At 60.4% G+C, this 17329-nt stretch carries 13 protein-coding genes and 3 pseudogenes; 7 read left to right on the top strand and 9 right to left on the bottom strand.

All coding sequences use genetic code 11. From position 1 onward, the window contains the following. Positions 1 to 12 precede the first annotated feature (12 nt). The 4 genes from CR152_RS18975 (at position 13) to CR152_RS18990 (ending at position 3609) form a co-directional block, all read left to right on the top strand. Positions 13 to 1116, top strand: a complete 1104-nt coding sequence (locus CR152_RS18975; RefSeq protein WP_099877115.1) for a cupin-like domain-containing protein — start codon at positions 13 to 15, stop codon at positions 1114 to 1116. After that, on the top strand, positions 1109 to 1885 hold the full coding sequence (locus tag CR152_RS18980; RefSeq protein ID WP_099877118.1) for a thioesterase II family protein: 777 nt from the start codon (positions 1109 to 1111) through the stop codon (positions 1883 to 1885). The genes CR152_RS18975 and CR152_RS18980 overlap by 8 nt, the downstream gene beginning before the upstream one ends. Before the next feature lie 83 nt (positions 1886 to 1968). Next, a complete protein-coding gene (locus CR152_RS18985) occupies positions 1969 to 2697 on the top strand; it encodes a GNAT family N-acetyltransferase (protein WP_099877121.1) in 729 nt (242 codons plus the stop codon). Between the two features lie 60 nt (positions 2698 to 2757). Then, positions 2758 to 3609: a 3-hydroxyacyl-CoA dehydrogenase family protein gene (locus CR152_RS18990; RefSeq protein ID WP_099877124.1), complete on the top strand. Its 852-nt coding sequence runs from the start codon at positions 2758 to 2760 to the stop codon at positions 3607 to 3609. A gap of 476 nt (positions 3610 to 4085) precedes the next feature. Here CR152_RS18990 and CR152_RS18995 read toward each other — a convergent pair. Then, positions 4086 to 4406 (bottom strand): annotated as a pseudogene (locus tag CR152_RS18995) (IS6 family transposase); the annotation flags it as partial. Between the two features lie 43 nt (positions 4407 to 4449). Here CR152_RS18995 and CR152_RS19000 point away from each other — a divergent pair. The 3 genes and pseudogenes from CR152_RS19000 to CR152_RS35050 form a co-directional block, all read left to right on the top strand. Beyond that, positions 4450 to 5164 (top strand): annotated as a pseudogene (locus CR152_RS19000) (Tn3 family transposase); the annotation flags it as partial. 212 nt (positions 5165 to 5376) lie between these two features. Further along, positions 5377 to 7584 (top strand): DOMON domain-containing protein, encoded by a 2208-nt coding sequence (locus CR152_RS19005; protein ID WP_099877127.1) that lies wholly within the window; start codon positions 5377 to 5379, stop codon positions 7582 to 7584. Between the two features lie 254 nt (positions 7585 to 7838). Next, positions 7839 to 8000 (top strand): annotated as a pseudogene (locus CR152_RS35050) (hypothetical protein); the annotation flags it as partial. 26 nt (positions 8001 to 8026) lie between these two features. Here the strand turns inward: CR152_RS35050 and CR152_RS34255 are convergent. From CR152_RS34255 to CR152_RS19045, 8 genes are all read right to left on the bottom strand, one after another. Continuing rightward, entirely contained in the window at positions 8027 to 8215 is a 189-nt protein-coding gene (locus tag CR152_RS34255; RefSeq protein ID WP_099877129.1) for a hypothetical protein, read from the bottom strand. Between the two features lie 616 nt (positions 8216 to 8831). Beyond that, positions 8832 to 9185 (bottom strand): hypothetical protein, encoded by a 354-nt coding sequence (locus tag CR152_RS19015; protein WP_099877132.1) that lies wholly within the window; start codon positions 9183 to 9185, stop codon positions 8832 to 8834. Positions 9186 to 9188: 3 nt separating this feature from the next. Continuing rightward, on the bottom strand, positions 9189 to 9839 hold the full coding sequence (locus CR152_RS19020; protein WP_157778590.1) for a DUF3540 domain-containing protein: 651 nt from the start codon (positions 9837 to 9839) through the stop codon (positions 9189 to 9191). Between the two features lie 35 nt (positions 9840 to 9874). Next, positions 9875 to 10957, bottom strand: coding sequence for a pentapeptide repeat-containing protein (locus CR152_RS19025; protein ID WP_157778591.1), 1083 nt, complete (start codon positions 10955 to 10957; stop codon positions 9875 to 9877). 8 nt (positions 10958 to 10965) lie between these two features. Beyond that, positions 10966 to 13404 carry a type VI secretion system Vgr family protein gene (locus CR152_RS19030; protein WP_099877140.1) on the bottom strand — a complete coding sequence of 813 codons (2439 nt, stop codon included), beginning with the start codon at positions 13402 to 13404 and terminating at the stop codon, positions 10966 to 10968. A 49-nt stretch (positions 13405 to 13453) separates the two neighbouring features. Further along, the gene (locus CR152_RS19035; RefSeq protein ID WP_208640146.1) at positions 13454 to 14245 is read right to left on the bottom strand and encodes a dienelactone hydrolase family protein; all 792 of its coding nucleotides are present in this window, start codon (positions 14243 to 14245) and stop codon (positions 13454 to 13456) included. Between the two features lie 25 nt (positions 14246 to 14270). Continuing rightward, positions 14271 to 14624: a PAAR-like domain-containing protein gene (locus CR152_RS19040; RefSeq protein WP_054267264.1), complete on the bottom strand. Its 354-nt coding sequence runs from the start codon at positions 14622 to 14624 to the stop codon at positions 14271 to 14273. Between the two features lie 37 nt (positions 14625 to 14661). Further along, positions 14662 to 17319: a DUF2169 family type VI secretion system accessory protein gene (locus CR152_RS19045; protein WP_099877145.1), complete on the bottom strand. Its 2658-nt coding sequence runs from the start codon at positions 17317 to 17319 to the stop codon at positions 14662 to 14664. Between the last annotated feature and the right edge of the window lie 10 nt (positions 17320 to 17329).

The following is a 17329-nucleotide window of genomic DNA, read 5'->3' on the forward strand; positions in this document are numbered from 1 at the left end:
AAAGAATACGCCATGAGTTTCTTGAGCAAGGCTTGGAACGCCCTTGGAGATGGTGCGCTATGGGCGTTCGAGGAAGTCAGCATCTACCGGCGCAAAAGGAAGCCGGCCCCGCGGATAGGCAAGGCCGAGGCGCTGGCGCGCCTGCGGGCAGCCGATTACGGCGTTGTCGAGCGTGTGAAGGATATGTCGAGTGCTGATTTTCTCGAGCGCTATCTGATGCAGCAACGACCCGTGATCGTTACCGATGGCCTACGCGACTGGCCAGCACACCAGCTCTGGAGTTTCGACTACTTCCGACGCGAATTCGGCGGCATGACCGTGCAGCTGCAGGACGCGGGGTTTCGGCCGGGCGCGCAGGCCCGGCTGGACAGCTACTTGGCCGAGATCGCCGCGCGGTCTCCGGTGGAGCTGGGGCAGTTGAACAAAGACCTGGATTACTTGCGCTATACCTACGACTCGTATGTCAAGCATTTGCTTTTCACCTGGGGCTTTGGCCATCACGTGAAAACACAGTCATTCAGCTTTGTGGCGTTCCAGCGCATCCGCGAGCACTGGGGCCGACCGTACTTCCTGCCGGCAGGCGGTTACCGGATCCCTTGGGTACAACTAGGCAGCCTGCGTCCGAACGAACGAATGTGCCAGGACTGGGGGCTGTATTTCTCCGCGCCGGGAGCCTGCACCCGTCTGCATGCCGACGGCATGCGCAGCAATGCCGTCCTTTGCCAGATTGCGGGCAAGAAGGCCGGGTGGATCTTCTCGCCTTCGCTCGAAGGCGCGGCAAGAAGCGCGGCTGAAGGCAGCGATGCAGAGGACTTCGCGGGCAGTGGCGCGGACTCGGCAGACCGCATATGGCGGTTCGATCTGGCGCCAGGGGAAATCCTCCTGATTCCACGTGGGTTGGCTCATGAGGTCCACACCTTGTCACCCAGCATTTCCCTGACCTTCAATTTCGTGACCAATCTGGAGTTTCAGGACTATTTCCGCTACAAGGCGGAGCGTGGTGCGGGCTGGATTGCCAGCGCGCCGATTTCCGCCGTCTCGGAATTTGCCGAGATCTACCGTGCCGATCCGAACTCGGTTGTGGCCGATGCCAACAGGGAGGTGCACCTTGCCTGATCCAATTTTGTCCATTGCGCAGAGAAGGCCGGGCGCAGCCGTCCAGCTACTCTTTCTGCACCATGCCGGCGGTTCCAGTTATCCCTACCTGCAGATCGGCAACCAGCTGTCGGCGTCGATCGAGCCCTTTTGTCTGGAGCTGGCGGGCCGCGGATCGCGCCTTCTAGAACCGCTGCAGGCAGACCCGGAGCTGACGCTGTCCGGCATTGTGGCAGCTATCGGTCACCTTGGACTGGGCCGTGACAAGCCCTTGCTGCTGTTTGGCCATAGTTTGGGTGCCGAGCTGGCTTACCAGCTCGCAGACCGGTTGCAACGCGAATCCCCGCAGATGGTGCTGGGCCTCATCCTGTCGGCCCGGTCGTTTGTCGGCCCTGACGCTGAGGGCGGCGCGCCTAGCATGCCGATGTCAAATGCTGAGATCCTGCACCTGCTCCAACAGTACGAAGGCACGCCAGCCGAGGTGCTGGCCGATGCCGAACTCAGACAGTATGTGATCGGCGTCATGCGCAATGACCTAGCCTTATTGGCGGCGCTTTGCCGCCTGCCCAAGCCCATCCTGCCGCTTGCCGCACATGTGGTGGGCGGCGACGGCGACAGCCGGGTTCCCGTTTCGCGGCTGGCGGACTGGGAGCGAGTGTTTGCCGCGTTAGTCACGCAGAGGCTCTTTCCGGGCGGGCATTTTTACCTGTTCTCTAGCCCAGAATTCATCCCTTGGCTCGAGGAACGGGCGCACAAACTTGCCCGGCAGGAGCCAGTCTTGTCCGGATAGATGGCCTAAAATTTTACCGGCCATCACTTTTTTACAGTCCATTTTCTCAAGCAAGTTTTCTCAACCAAGTCGAGTAGAAACACATGTCTAACTTTTCTAAAACCATCGAATCCTTCTGGCAGGAGTCTTTCCTCGCTGGCGACATCCTTTACCGCAGCGACACGCTGATCGTGGCGGCCAATCCAGATATGGAAGCCGGCCGGCAGTTGATGCTGCTGGAAACTACGGACGGCAAGGCGATGGTGGTGCTAACCCCTGCGCTGGCAGACAAGCTGGGACTGTACCACCAGCAGGACTTGACCGAGGCGATGTTACGCCAGAAGCTGCAAGACACCAATGTTCGGTTACATGGTGCCGACTATGTTTTCCACTTCACTGAGGCGGAGCGGCAGGCTCTGCTGCAGGAACCTCTGCCGGACGACCTGCGGCAACTCAGCGCGACTGACGACGCGATGTTTGCCGAGTTCCAGTCCAATGCGTCGGAGCAGGATCTTGACAATGCCTATGTCGAGCTCGATCACTGGGTCGTGTTCGGTTCGTTCGAGCAGGATCGGCTGGTTTGTGCCGCGAGCATGTATCCTTGGGATGACCAGAAGATTGCCGATGTCGGCGTCCTGACGCTGCCACCGTTCCGGAGCAAGGGTCATGCGCGCCGCGTCATCCGCGCGATTAGCCGTCATGCCTACGCACAGGGCTATGAACCGCAATACCGCTGCCAACTCGACAATGCGGCATCCGTCGCGCTCGCCAAGGGGGCAGGGCTGACCCTGTTTGGAAAGTGGGATGCGGTCCTGTCTGAGTCCGCCGAGTAACTCTTCACGGCCACATCCGGCCGAATCAGCCGCGGCTGTCCCCAAGAATAAGGAAACGTCATGTCACAACTAAAAATCGCCGTAGTTGGCGGCGGCAATATCGGTTCAAGTCTGGCCTTTGACTGCGCTCTGCACGACCAAGATGTAGTCGTGGTCGAGAAGGATGAGCCATCCTGTGCACAAAGCAGGGCCTGCGTCGAGGAAACCGCTAGCTACGCACCCCTGTTCAGCCCGCTGGCCAAGGGCAAACAGCCGCAAGACATACTGCGCCGCATCGTCTGGACGACCGATCTGCAGTCGATCGGAGATTGCGACTTCGTGGTCGAAAACATCCCCGAGAATGTCGAACTCAAGCAGGCGCTCTACCAGCGCATGGCCGAGTTCGTTGCGGCCGACGCCGTGCTGGCGGCCAACACCTCCTGTATTCCCATTACCAAGCTTGGCTCTTTCCATAGCCGGCCGGCGCAGGTGATTGGTGTGCATTTCATGAACCCCGTTCACATGAAACATACGGTGGAGGTGATCGTCGGCCTCAATACCTCCGACCAGACCCGCGACCGCTGTCTGGAGATGCTGACGGTACTAGGCAAGAAGTCGGTGGTGGTAAAGGATGGCCCCGGCTTCGTTTCCAACCGCATTTCCCATTTGTTCATGAACGAAGCGGCTTTTACCATCCAGGATAGTATCGCCAAGCCTGCCGACGTCGACACGATTTTCAAGGAATGCTTCGGCCACAAGATGGGCCCGCTCGAAACCGCCGATCTGATCGGTATTGACACCGTGGTCAACTCCCTCGACGTGCTGTACCAGCTGTTTCAGGACTCAAAATACCGCGTCTGCCCGCTGATGCGGAACATGGTCGACGCCGGCCATCTAGGGCGCAAGGTCGGCAGGGGCTTTTACGCCTACTGATCCGACAAGGCGGGGGCAGTGCGCGAAGCAAGCTGCCTGGCCTAGCGGGACCTGCCTTCCTGCTCCTGTTTTAAAAATTGAGGCAGGTAGAATGCAGGCGTCTGTTATTACTACTATGCTATGAAGCCATTTCTGTCAGTTCGTTCACTCATGCATGCAGGGAGTAGCCTACGCAAGCCATACTGGCTTGTTCTGTCGGCCCTTCTTCCTGCTTTGTCGCACGCTGCGGCGTTCAAGGCATACACGCTTGCCGCGGTTGATCAGCCCATCGCCGTCGACGGTCGGCTCGACGAGCCGGCTTGGCATATGGCCGCTCGTCACAGCCGCTTTTCGCAACTCTCTCCCGAAGCCGGCGGTGCGGTGCCGGACCATCTGCGGACCGAAGCCCAGGTGATTGTCGATGGCCACGCGCTGGTAATCGGAATCCGAGCCTGGGACAAGGAGCCTCCCCGGGTCATATTGTCGCGACGAGATGCAACCGTCTTGCCTGCCGAGTCGACCGCCCTGTAGAGATAAGCCCACTGACCGGGAATGTTGACGTAGGTCTCGTCAACGCGCCAAGATGTGTCTGCTTGAGTAGAAAAGCGGCCCCAGCGCTTGTCAAATTCAGGCGTGTAACGTCGTACCCAGCGCAGAATGGTCGAGTGGGCAACCGACAGGCCTCGCTCAGCCATCATCTCGACCAGGTCGCGATAGGAAAGTTTGTAGCGCAGGTACCAGCGCACGCACAGGACGATGATTTCTTGCTCGAAGTGTCGGCCCTTGAACAGGTCGCTCTTGCTCTGACGGTTACGCATGCGGAACAAAGCTCGTCATTTAGCCCAGCCGCAGATTTGCACCAGAGCCGGCGACATCTGGGTGCAGGGTTCGCGCCAATTCCGCGACTTCGAGGAATACCTGCTACCCACGGAAAAATTCGGGGCCATGAAAACGGCGCGCGAGTTGCCGATCGCCGTCACTAGGACTGCGACCAGTACCTGCACGACCGCCTCCTCTTGCTCGAACAGCAGCTGGCCATCGTCAACCGGCTCGCGCTGACGAACGAACTGCCCGATGCGATCATTACTGAGACAGGACTGAGGATCAGCCCCCGGACGCCGTGGTGCCGGATGAGGCCCAGGCGCTGATTGACTTCGCCGGCGGCACGCTTCCTCGGATCAAGATCACCGAACTGCTGATGGACGTGGACGACTGGACCGGTTTCACGCGCCACTTTGTCCATCTCAAGAGCGGGGAGCAGGCCAAGGACCGGACTTTCCTCATGTCCGCTATCCTGGTCGACGCCATCAACCTCGGCCTGACCAAGATGGCGGAATCGAGTCCCGGCGCCACTTAGGCGAAGCTCTCGTGGTTGCAGGCCTGGGACATCCGGGACGAAACCTATTCGGCCGGCCTGGCTGAACTGGTCAACGCCCAGTTCAAGCACGCCTTCGCGGCGCACTGGGGCGACGGCACAACGTCGTCGTCGGACGGCCAGCGCTTCCGCGCGGGCGGCCGAGCCGAGAGCACGGGCCACATCAACCCCAGGTACGGAGCCGAGCCCGGCAAGCTGTTCACAGTATGGACTCAGGGTATGTGCAACTGGGCGTGCGGGTAGGTTTGCTGGGATATGATCGAACAAATTGAGCTTAGCGCCCGATTTTTTCCGTTTTCCCTATCCGCCTCAACATACCGGCTATAACATTCATTCCACGCGCCAACGAAGTTCACTTGCATCTTTTGCAATGTTTCATGTAGAATTGTGGCCCCGCCCTATAAGTCGCCAGCATGTTCGTACCCTTTGTTACCTTCGCGGCCGCCGCGCTTTTCGGCGGGACGCTCCACGCGCAATCACTCACCGCGACACCCAACGGCGCAACGCCAGCCGTCATTATCGACGGCGCGCTTGGCGAATGGCAGTGGACTGACGCGCCGGCCCTTGAGCACTTTCTTGAGTATGAACCGAGCAACGGCGTCAAGGCGCCCGACCACCTGCGCACCAGCGTAAAGCTGCTGGTTGATGAACACGCTCTCGTTTTTGGCATCCGCGCCTGGGACAACCAAGCTGCGCGTATGCAAGGTTCACTGGGGCGGCGCGACAAGGTGGGCACCGATCAAGACTTCATCGGTATTTGGATCGACCCAACGGGACAAGGACAGTCAGCGCAGTTTGTACGGGTCAACATCGCCGGCGTGCTCACCGACGGCATCAGCCGCCGTAATGCCGACGACGACTTGGGGCCCGATTACCCGATCGATGCCGCAGTCAAGGTCCTGCCCGACGGCTACAGCATGGAAGTACGCTGGCCGCTGTCGAGCCTGCGCTTTCCTTACCGTGACGGCAAGCCCTGGCGCGTAATGATCGAACGCAGCGTGCCGCACGACGGGAGCAGATTGCTGCTGAGCGTGCCCTTGAAAACTGGAGGCAGCAACTACATGGCCGACATGGCGCCGATCGCGGGGATGGACCGGACTGTTGCAGCGGTGCGTGACCGCCGCTTTGTGGACGTGCGCCCAGAGCTGACTGTGCGCAGCGGCAAGGGACCCAGCCTGGGTGTGGAAGTGAACGCCCGGCCACGCGCCGACTGGGTGCTCAACGCCACGCTCAATCCCGATTTTTCGCAGGTCGAGATCGATGAACCGGTCAGCGGTGCCAGCCGCATTGCATTGAGTCTGCCGGAAAAGCGCGGCTTCTTCCTTGAGAGCGCCGATGTGCTCGGGCTGCCGCTGGCGCCATTCTATTCGCGGACGGTGGCCGATCCGGCCTGGGGCCTGCGCGCGACTTGGCGCTCGGCCGGCGCGGATGCCACGGCGATGAGCCTGCGCGACCGCGAAGGCGGCGTCGTTCTGCGAGGGGGCACCTATGAAACTGCCGCTCATGTTCAGCGCCACGAGACACTGGCCAGTTTCACGCGCATGCGCTGGCACCAAGACAGCGGCGTGGTCGGCGCTTTTGCCTCGATGCGCGACTATGGCGCTGCCGGCAGCAATGTGGTGGCGGGGATGGACGGCCAGCGTGACCTTGGCAGTGGTAACCAGGCCGCTTGGGTTGCCATGCACTCGCGGACCACGGCCGGCTTTAGCGACGCAGGCGCCACATTGGCGCCTGCGCGGCGCGGCAGTTATCTGTGGACCCAGTTCAAGCACAATTCCAACGACTGGATCAACGATTTAGAATTGCAAGCCATCTCGCCGGGATTCGTTAACGATAACGGCTTCGTGCCGCAGGCCGGCATTGCCGAGGCCAGACTCAACCTGGCCAAGCGCCTGGGCGAACACGACATCGGCATCAAACTGTATGAATCGGAAGCCTATGTGCGGCTGCACAAGGTCGTCACACTTTCCCACGCGGTCAATGGCCAGCGCGGTGGCGAGACGATATCGAGTGCGATCCATCCGGGTGTGTGGACGTTTGGGCCGCGCCAGACCCGGCTGTGGGCGGAGTACGGGTTTGATCGCCTGCGCGGAAAGCGCGACGGTAAGTTGCACGATATCCCCGCTCTGCACGCTGGTTTCGAAACCAAACCGGTCGCCTGGATCTCGCAAGTGGGCGGCGAAATGGTGCTGGGACGCAGGCTCGACGTGGAGGCTGACCGAGTCGGCCACGGCGGCGAACTGCTGGGCATACTCAAGCTTCGCTTCGCCTTGCCCTTTGGCTGGGCCACTGAGCTTGATCATCGCCTCAGCCGCACTTGGGTTGACGCTGGCGACGGCCGTGCCGCTTTTGCCGACACTGGATGGCGGTGGCTGGCCATGCTTCACTTCAGCCCGCGCGACTCGCTGCGCCTCCTGGCGCAGAACATGGCTTACGCACGCCACCTCGACGCCAGCGCGGGGATCGATGCCTACGCAGACCGCCAGCTGCACCGTTCGTTGTTATACCGTCACCTGTGGCAACATGGCCGCTCCATGTCACTTGCCTGGTCGGCCGACCGCACCCGCAATCCGGATGTGCTCGACAAGACCCTCACGTTCAAACTGCAGTGGGAAATGTAGCGTCCTGGGATCAAAGGCTGATTGGATGTCAGAACTCGCCGAATCATATCTTGTCCACACGCGCATGTTTGATTCATAGACCCCTACAGCCATCCCAGCGTCGCCAATGTGTCAGTTGCAGTTATTACCGGTTGGCGGCTCTGGAATGCAGGTCGGCGCCTATAAATGCAGGTTCATTTGCAGCTCAGTGACGGTCAGTGTCGAAATAGCTTTACGCCAGCCAGGTCTACGCGGCCGGGGCACTGGTCTCGAACGTGGACGACCTGGCGCGCTGGGAGCGTGCGATCGCCAGCGGCACGCTCATCAGCCCAGCGAACTGGACCCGCGCATTCACGCCCTACCGGCTGGTGGACGGTAACACGTGCGCGTACGGCTATGGATGGGAAATCGGCGCGCTACAGCAACGCCGGCTGCTGGCCCACAGCGGCGGCATCAATGGCTTTCAGACCTCGCGCTGCGCCTGCCGGAAGATCGGCTGTTCGTGGCCGTTCTCAGCAACGCGGACTTCGGCATCGTGGATCCGTAATATATCGCTCATAAAATCGGTGCGATTGCGCTCGGTGAGCCGCTTGTGGATTTCGAGGAGATCCACCTGGATATGGGTGTGCTCGACGCGTACGTCGGCGTGCAAGGCCTGGAGGCGATCGGTGCATTGGTCGGCCTGCCTCCCCGTTTGGGCGGATAAAGGGTGTGAGTCGTTCCACTCGATCGAGAGAGGATTGAGTGGAAGGGAACATGACAAGCAAGTATACGGACACCGTCCCCGCCGTTTTCTTCAAAGCATAAATGATAAAACGGCCTGCAAAAGATGCTGAACACGCAATAATCTATTATACGAATTCGCCGCCTGCTGAGGCGAAAGAGTTGCCTGTCTAACATAAAACTTTTACGGAAAATTTATCGAAAAGCGGTGAAAAAAGAGGTACTCGCGTAAGTCGTTGATTCGCAAGGTGGATCAACGGCCTGCAAAGCCGTTTAGACGGGTTCGATTCCCGTCCTCGCCTCCAGAAAATCAAGAACCTGGCTCACTGCGAGCTGGTTCGAACAAGGTTCGCATCTCCCGCTACGGGAGGTGCACCTCCCTCAAAACGGCCTGTTGGCCGTTTTTTGCTTTTCGGCGTTTGAATCCTGTCCTGGGTTCATGGCCTCGATAAAAACCACTCCCTCCAGGTACTTTCCAGCTCAGCGTGAAGAGCAAACGTCTGCACTGATTCCATGCTCGCCAAGTCGGACGCTCGATGCCGGGTTCAGGAGCGGGAAAAATCAATCAGTGCCCGCCCGCTTGAACGGTCTACCCGCAAGGCGACCGTACAGCCGGTTTGTATTGCCGGCAGATTGATCAGTTCGATGGGCTGGGCGATGTCGCGCTGCGTTGCGGGCGCCTGCACATCCACCAGGCGCACCACGCACAGCGGATGGTCATTGATCAGGGTGCCGCTCTGCCGCGCACTGACGACCTTTGCATAGCAAATATCGCCGTGCGCGAGCAGTTTGGCGTCGGCTGCCTTTGCTCGAAACAAGCCGCGGATCTGCCAGGCGGTGTGCCCGCCAACCAGCACGACCACTGCCGCTGCGATCGCGATATAGGTAAAGTTGCTCATGCGTCAGCCCAGATGAATCTGTTTTGAATCCATTTTCAACAGCTTGTCGCTGGTTACCATGACGTGGTCGCCATGCAGCCGCAGATAGTCCCTGGCCTGATAATCGAGCTGACCTGCGCGCAGGTGGTCGGTTTGCTCGACCTGGCGATAGCACACTCGTGCGACCTGGCGTACTTTGTCCAGCAGCATTTCCAGCGCCTGCCCGGTATGACGCAGTACCCCAAGTGCGCCTTGCCACTGCCGGCCCTGATAGCTCAGTTCCTGCGCGACGACGAGGGCGCTCTCGGCACGTATGCCCAACTGCCCCGATGCCAGGGACAGCGATGCGCTTTCCACGCTGATGGCCTCGTCGCTGAGGACCTGAACCGCGCCGCCGTACCCGATCGCCATGGCGCCCTCGACGCCGACCCGGGCGGTGCGCGCGCTATCGCGTTCCAGCACAGCGATCAGGTAACTTTGCTGGCGGCTCGGACCGGAAACCAGCACCTTGTCGCCCGTTTCCGGATGAAGCAGGCAGCTGACGGCGCGCTTGCAGGTCAGGGTGCCACCATGGAGGTCCAACAAGAAATTGCCATGACCAAGATCGGCGGCGACCGTGGCGATGGTGTGAATTGCCGCGTCAAGGGCGCTGGCGTGTTCGAGTACGGTATGCATCGTGGACATCCTTTAAAAAATAGGTGGAGGCAGGCTCAACGCGACCAGAGTTCGGCATGCAGGAGTGGCTCATCGTGTTCGATGACGCCGCGCCGGCTGGTCCATGTCGCGCCATCTTGCGCGCTGCGATGCAGCCGGGTGTGGTCAAAGCCGGCGTGGCTGAAGCTGGCATCGCGCAGATCGGCATAGGAAAAATCGGCGAAGCGCAGGTCGGTGTCGCGAAAGTCCGCTCCTTCGCAGCACGCCGCCTGGAAATTGGCGTAAGCGAGCCTGGCACCGCGCACGTTGGCTGTACGCAGACTGGCACGCGGCCACAGCGTTTGCTCAAAAAACCCGCCGGACAGATCGGCGCCGTCCAGGTTGGCCTCGGCAAACAAGGCAAAACGTGCTTGGACGCCTCGCAGTAGCGCGCCCTGCAGTTGCGCACCCTTGAACATGCAGTGCTCGATAGTGGCCCCGCTGAAATCGGACTCAGCCAGATTGCTTTCGACGAACTGGCACATCGGCATTGCCAGTCCGGCAAAGACATTTCCGGTCAGCTTCGCTTTGGCGAAAACAACGTTCTTCAAGCTGGCTGCGCGCCACAGGGCGCCAGCGAAATCGACCTCCATGAACACGGTTTTTTCCAGCAGCGCTTCGGAGAAATCGCAGCGATGCGCCGAGCATTCAGTGACACACAACACGTCTGCCCTGAGACCGGCCAGCCTGGCATCGTCGAGCTTGCATCGAAGTAGCGTGGCGTTGCTAAAACACGATGATTGCAGCTGCGCAGAGCGCAGATCGCAATTGAGCATGCTGGCGCCGTTGGCGTCCGCGCCTTCAAACCGGGCGTGGCTTAAATTGCAGTCATGCCAGGTTGTTTTAGCCAGTCTGGCTCCGCGCAGGTCGGCTTGCTCGAACTGGCAGTTCATGAAGTCGCACTCGGTCAGATCGGCACCTCCGAGCTGTGCACCGCGCAGGTCGACCCGGTCGAACTGGCCGCCTGAGAGATCGAGCCCGGTCAGTACGGCGCCGCGCAGGTCGCGTTTTTCCACGCCCTCGCCATTTCTGATAGCCGATTGCAGTTCTTGCGCCGACATAAGCGGGCTGGCGGTACTGGAGAAACTGGTGGAAGACATGGCGCGGCTCAAAAAATCAGGTTCATGAATCTGTTGTGAACAGCTACGCCACCGTTAACCGTCTCTACCGCGTTGGTTTGGTTGAACATGACATTGCCTTCGACTTTTGCACCGTTGACATCGCGCTTGAACACGGCGAAGTCGGTCTTGAAAACAAAGAAGCTTAATGCTTTGATATTGAAAGAAGAATGCAGCATCCGGAAGTTCAGATTAATTGGAACGATCGATACCGCACTCGTCGCGTAGGAAAATTTGACAATCCCGACTATGTCGACCGCGTAGGTAGCAGTAATACCGAGTTTATTGTCGTAGGTGCCTCCGCCAGTTGAACCGGCAGCCCCGCCGCCGCCGCCGCCCGCTTTGATGAACACGTCACCCGCAAAAATATTATGTACACCGGTCGTATGGTAATCGGCATTGCTAGCGGTCACTTTATGTCCGCCATGCACAACGTGAACGTGACTGCCATCGACGATATGGTCCTGGTTTCCAGTGACCGCGCGCAAATAATTACCGATGACGCTTTGTTCCTGGTTTCCGTTCAGCATGTGCGCCTGGTTGCCATGTAAATCGTAGTTGCGATGTCCATGCACAGTGTAATTATGGTCCCCGTGCAAGACGTAATTGTGATTGCCATAGATGGTTTCGTTGTAGTCGCCGGTGACGATATGCTCATGGTGCCCGGTGACTTTGTGCGCATGGCCACTGTGATGCTGCTCGGTGCTCGCGCCCGTGACAGTGCGGGTACTGGTGCCGCCAACCGCATGGGCATGATTGGCGCCGATGGCCGTCACCTTATTGGCGCCGACACTTTCCGTCAGGTTGGCCGCCACCGATTGGGTCGCGTTGGCGCCAATCGACTCCGTATGGTTGGCGGCAATGGTCTCTACCTGATTGTTGCCGACCGTATTGGTCTTGTTGTTTTCCACTTCGATCAGCATGTCTTTTTCTGCATGCAGCGCCAACCGTTCTGCGCCCATGGCGTCCTCGAACTCGAGCGAATTGGCATTGGCGGGTGAACCGCCCTTGGTCGAGCGCGACACGATACCGCTTTTGCTGGCAGCACCCGGCAGCCCGAACGGTGGCATCTGGTCGGCGTTGTAGGTGCTGCCAATCACAATCGGCCGGTCGGCCTCGCCACCGATGAAGTCGACCACGACTTCCTGCCCCACCCGCGGGATGTACAAGGTGCCGAAATTGGAACCGGCCCAGCTGGTTGCCACACGCAGCCAGCACGAACTGTTTTCGTCCATGTTGCCGTAGCGGTCCCAGCGAAACTGGACTTTGATGCGGCCGTATTCGTCGGTCCAGATTTCTTCGCCTGCCGGGCCGACCACGGTTGCCGTTTGCGGCCCGTTGGTGCGCGGCTTGGGCGTGACCCTGCGCGGGCGAAATGGCAGGCTGGCCGGCTGGGTGACGAAATCGCATTCGTAGCAGGCCGGAGTCGGGTCGCTGGCGTAACAAGGTTCCTGGAAGCGATACGTCACGCTCACCAGCAGATATTCGCGGTTGGCATCGTCGCGCGGGCAGTTGCTCAGGTTGAAGCGGTAGCCGGGCGCCAGGGCGCGCACAGTGGCGTGGCCATGGTCGCGCTCACGCTCGGACTGCAATCCTTCAAGGCGAATGCGGCTGTAATGGTCGGAATCGCCCATGTCGGCATAGCCACCCATCCAGTCGTAGATTTCCATGTCGCCATGCTGGTGCGAACCGGCATTGGCGCGCTGGTTCTGCAACCTCGCGCGCGGCTTGGTGAAATTGTAGTCGTCCGTCACGTAGCTGCCCGGCGCGATTTCCTGCGCCACGTGGTAGCGGTCGATGAACTCTTCCTGGGGCGTGGCCACGCGCTCCGCCTTGAAGAAGGGGATCGAGGCGTAGTCCGGCAGTGCCTCGTGCGCGCCAATATCGTCGGCCAGCACCAGGGTATGACTGCCCAGCGCATGCTTGAAGTAATAATAGATGCCTTCGTGCTCCATCAGGCGGCTGACGAAGTCGAAGTCGGTCTCCTGGTACTGCACGCAGTAGGTCCACGTGCGGTAATTGCCGGTCAGATTAAGCTCCAGGGCAAAGCCATATTCCCCGAGAACTTCCTGCAAGATCTCGGCGACGCTTTTGTTCTGGAAGATCTTGCAATCCTTGGTTTGTGTAAGCAGCCACAACCATGGGCGCACGATGGCGCGGTAGCGCCAGCTGCGCGCGGTTGCCCCTTCCCGGCCCACCAGCATGCCGCGCCCGACGATGCCGTCCAGGTAGCGCACTGCGCCGTCGCGCGTTTGGATTTCCAGCGTCAAAGGCTGGCCCAGCAGCGCCTTCAGGTCCAGCGCGTTACTGTCGGCAATCATGTCAACTTCAAATTCGAACAACTGCGACAGGGCTTCGGTGCCACGCAGGGCGCTGAAGAGCAGCACTTCGTCGCCGAGGGGAGTGTGGGCTTTTACAATGCGGTCCATATCAATTTCCTTCCAGGCTTAAACATAAATTCCGGATGCGAACAGTCGCTTATGCTTCGATTTCACGTAATAGTTCAGCCACTTTCGGCCACCAGAAGCCGACGCCATCCGGGTCCAGTACATAGCGGTGGGCGCACTCCTTGAAGTGGCCGAGGTTGACAAATTCGGCGTTGGCGCCGTGCTCGCAGTAGGCCTCGTGCAGCCCCCTGGCATAGTCCAGCGGCCAAAAGCTGTCGTTGTCGGCGTACAGCCACAGCGAGCGCACCCTGGCGCGCCGGCCGTAATACCGAAACGCGTCGCGCAGCGGCTCTTGCCAGCCCTGGTCCGACTCCCCGCGCAAGCCGCCCGCAAAGTTCACCAGCGCGCGTACGCCGGCATGTGGCTTCATGCCGTAGGCCAGCGTTCCAAGTGCGCCATACGAATGCCCGCTGACGATGATGCGGCTGGCGTCGATATACGGCTTGCCAGCCATGGCCAGCACCACGGTCTCGATGTCACGCGCACAGCACAGTCCGCCGGAAAGCGGGTTGGCCCAGTGGCTCAGATGCCGGCCGCCCGAGTCGGCAAAACCTCTGCGGTTGGGGGCGGCGACGGCATAGCCCTCGCGCAGCAGCACCTTGGCCAGGGCGTCTGGCCGGCTGCGCGCTTGATGCACGGGATTGCCGAAGTTCCTGCCGTGGTTAAATACCCAGAGAGGAAACGGGCCCGGCCCGCTGGGCAGGTACAAGGTGGTCACCATCATGACCGGGTCGGCCTCGCGCGAGGCAATATGCAGAAGACGACGGGCCCGCCCGGGGGCAGGGCAATAGGCCGGACTGGCGACGACGCTGCGGTACTTCAAGGGCAACCCTTTCTGAAGGCCCTGGCTAAAATGCCAGCACCTTGAACTGCCCCGGCACCAGATAGATACCCGGTGCATTGGTGGAATTTTGAATCGACATGCTGGTCATGCGCGTTGCCGGCGTCGCTTTGATCAGCAGGTTGTATTTGCCGGTCACTTCACGCGACGGTCCCATCACCGTACCGCTGGCCACGCCAACGCCGGGCAGGGTCATGGTCATCGGCGCAAAGGTGGCCAGGTTGTGGGCCGGGGTGCCGCCCACCAGGATGTTGAAGGCATTCGGGATGTGCATGGGCGCCGGCGCGGCGTTGGGCGAGGTAATGGGAATCTTCGCATCGACCGGCGCCAGGCTCAGGCCAAGCTGGGTTTTCAAAAACATGGGATGTCCTGCTGAAAGGGTAAGAAAAACATCGGCCTCAATCGGCCAAGGCGGTGTCCAGCACCAGCCGCGGCAAGAATTTGGTTTGCTCCAGGTAGGCCTGGTCGAACAGGGTCCCACCGTCGCCCAGCGTTTGCGCCAGGTCGGCGCGAAACAGATTGGCGCCGCGCAGGTCGCACGATCGCAAATCGGCCTTCTGCAGGCTCGCGCCGATCAGATTGGCGTCGCGCAGGTCGCAGGCGACCAGGATGGAACGGGTGAAAAAACTGCCGCTGGCGTTCATGCGCTGCAAGTTGGCGCCGGTCAGATTGGCTTCGGAAAAATCCGTGATCGCCGCTGTCGCGCCGCTGAAATTTGCTCGTTGCATGCTGATTTCACGGAAATTGCATTGGGAGAGTTGGGCATCCGTGAAGTCGGCTTCGTCCAGTGCGGTTTTGTCGGTGACCGCGCAGGTGCGCAGAACGCTGCCGCGAAAACTCAGCCGTGCCGCATCCGTCGTGACCCATGCACAGTCTTGCAAGGTGGCCCGGTCAAAACAGAGATCCTCTTGCCGGCCTTCGATAAAGACGCATTTCTCGAAATGAGCTTGAACAAAGCTGCAATTGCGTAGTCCAATCTTGTAGAAAGTTACCGAGAAAAAGCGCGCACCTTCAAAACTTGCCGACGCGATCTGCATCTCTGTCAGCATGACGTCACCGATCTGTGCGTGCGAGAAGTCGCCATGATCGAGTCTGGCTTCTTCCCATGCGCACTTGTTCAGTACGGCGTGCGCAAACGAGGCGTAGCGGGCGTCAGCTTGCGCCAGGCTGGCGCCATCGCACCTGGCGTGCGCAAAGCTGGCGCCGGCCAGCGAGGTGCGCGCCAGGACCGCTTCCGTAAAGTCGCAACCGTCCAGTTTTGCATCGCGCAAGTCGGCGCTTTCCAACATGGCACGACCAAAATTAGCATTGCGCAGATCCATGCCTGACAGATCCGCTCCAGTCAGGTCCAGGCCGGCAAAGTCGCGCGTGCCGGCGTAGATCGCCGCTACCTGCTCGCGCATGCGCCGGGCCGCTTCACCGACCAGCACGGCGGCTGGCGCGAAACTGGTCGCGCCATGCAAGTACATTCTGTGCATTGTCGATTTGAGCTCCGCAGCCGGGATGATCTCGGGAATGGGCGTACCTGAAAATGATTCTGCCTCGCTTGCCATGCCGGCGTGGCTGGCGCTGAACTCGGCGAAGCTGTGGGTGGGTGCCAGCGGCGGTCGCGTTACGCCGGTATCACTGTCGAGCAGAGGCGCCAACTGATCGAGCATCGCAAGCGGGCCTTGGTGTTCGGGCGGCAGATTGCTCGCCATTTCACCACGCGTCCTGGCCAGCGCCGCCCGGGCTTCCTCCATGTCGGCGGCGTGCAGCCGATCCACCTTTTCCATAAATTGCGGCAACTCTTCCAGGCGGCGCGGCAGCTCGGGGGCGGCGTCCATGGGCGGAAGTATCTCGTCGGGGTCGAGCCCTTCATCACGCGCCGTATGCGCACTCTTGTCGCGTTCGTTTTGCATGCGCTGCCGCTGATTGCGTTCCAGCGGGCCTGGCACCTTGTCGAACATGGTTTCCTCGCCGGGAAACAGGGGGCCCAGCGCCACGCCTTCAGGCAGCAGGTCGCCATCGCGAAAGGCGTAGTGACTGCCGGTTTTGGCGTCGAGCCGCTGTGCGAGCACCTTCAGGAAGTGAGCGTGATCGCGTTTTGCGTGGCGATGCTCCAGCGCTGGCATCAGTTGCACAACGTCGTGGGCATCGTCCTGGCCGATCTCGACCACGCCGTGATAGATCAATACGCTTTCCAGCCGGTGCGGGAAGAACCACGCTGTGGTGAGCCGCAAGTCGATGTCGGCAGTAATGTGCTTGCCATCCTGCCGTTTCACCACGAGGCAACGGCCAACCCAGTCGGGAATGGTTCCGCTCAACACCGGATGCTCCGGGTGCAAGTTGCGCAGCGTGTACGGCACGCCGGCAAGTTCAAAGCTGGCAGGGAAGTGCTGATCGTCGGGCGCGGCGTTCCATGCGCGCCAGTCCATGCTCCGGGCAAGGCCGGGGAAGTCGTTCTCGAACCAGCTTTGGTCGTGCACGCCCATGCGCGACTGGCGCTGCTGCCAGGCGAGGTCGATCGGTCCCATGCCGGCCGGCGCCGACGGTGGCCTGCCTGGCGACTGGTACAGTTCGCCGGCCAGCTCGACGTTTGGCAGCCGGAGCACCTTTTGACCGCCAATATTGTCGGCGTCAATGCCGCGACCAAGCGGATTGGTAGCGCAGCCCGCGCCGCCCAACGCATGAGTCCAGTCCAGCGGCATGGCATCGAACGGCGCCGGCGCACTGGCGCCACCGGCGATCCAGTACCGGTCGCCAAAGACGGTCAGGCGTTTCTCTATATGAGCAACCCGGGCGGAGACGGCGCAGCGGGTTTTGTCTTGCTGATGATGGGTGTAGCCAAAACCGGATACCAGAAACTCCGGATATTGCTTCGGCAAGCCCAGGTCGAGGACGCTGGTTTCCCCCAGCTCATTTGCCAGCATCGGCCACAACCCTTGTTCATTCAATAGTTGAGGATTGGGGCTCAGCGTGGCATGCGCGTACGCCGTCACGCATAAAAAATGCTTCTTCTGCCAGGTAAAGGGCCGGGGTAATACGCCTAAGCGCATCGGTTTGATGATCTTCATACGTGCTGGT

This window comes from Massilia violaceinigra (assembly GCF_002752675.1).
In the GTDB taxonomy this organism is placed as follows: Bacteria; Pseudomonadota; Gammaproteobacteria; order Burkholderiales; family Burkholderiaceae_D; genus Telluria_A; species Telluria_A violaceinigra.

Coding starts and splice junctions, on each gene's coding strand:
- CR152_RS18975 (WP_099877115.1), top strand. CDS start 13: ATGAGTTTCTTGAGCAAGGCTTGGAACGCCCTTGGAGATGGTGCGCTA.
- CR152_RS18985 (WP_099877121.1), top strand. CDS start 1,969: ATGTCTAACTTTTCTAAAACCATCGAATCCTTCTGGCAGGAGTCTTTC.
- CR152_RS18990 (WP_099877124.1), top strand. CDS start 2,758: ATGTCACAACTAAAAATCGCCGTAGTTGGCGGCGGCAATATCGGTTCA.
- CR152_RS19005 (WP_099877127.1), top strand. CDS start 5,377: ATGTTCGTACCCTTTGTTACCTTCGCGGCCGCCGCGCTTTTCGGCGGG.
- CR152_RS19015 (WP_099877132.1), bottom strand. CDS start 9,185: ATGAGCAACTTTACCTATATCGCGATCGCAGCGGCAGTGGTCGTGCTG.
- CR152_RS19020 (WP_157778590.1), bottom strand. CDS start 9,839: ATGCATACCGTACTCGAACACGCCAGCGCCCTTGACGCGGCAATTCAC.
- CR152_RS19025 (WP_157778591.1), bottom strand. CDS start 10,957: ATGTCTTCCACCAGTTTCTCCAGTACCGCCAGCCCGCTTATGTCGGCG.
- CR152_RS19030 (WP_099877140.1), bottom strand. CDS start 13,404: ATGGACCGCATTGTAAAAGCCCACACTCCCCTCGGCGACGAAGTGCTG.
- CR152_RS19040 (WP_054267264.1), bottom strand. CDS start 14,624: ATGTTTTTGAAAACCCAGCTTGGCCTGAGCCTGGCGCCGGTCGATGCG.
- CR152_RS19045 (WP_099877145.1), bottom strand. CDS start 17,319: ATGAAGATCATCAAACCGATGCGCTTAGGCGTATTACCCCGGCCCTTT.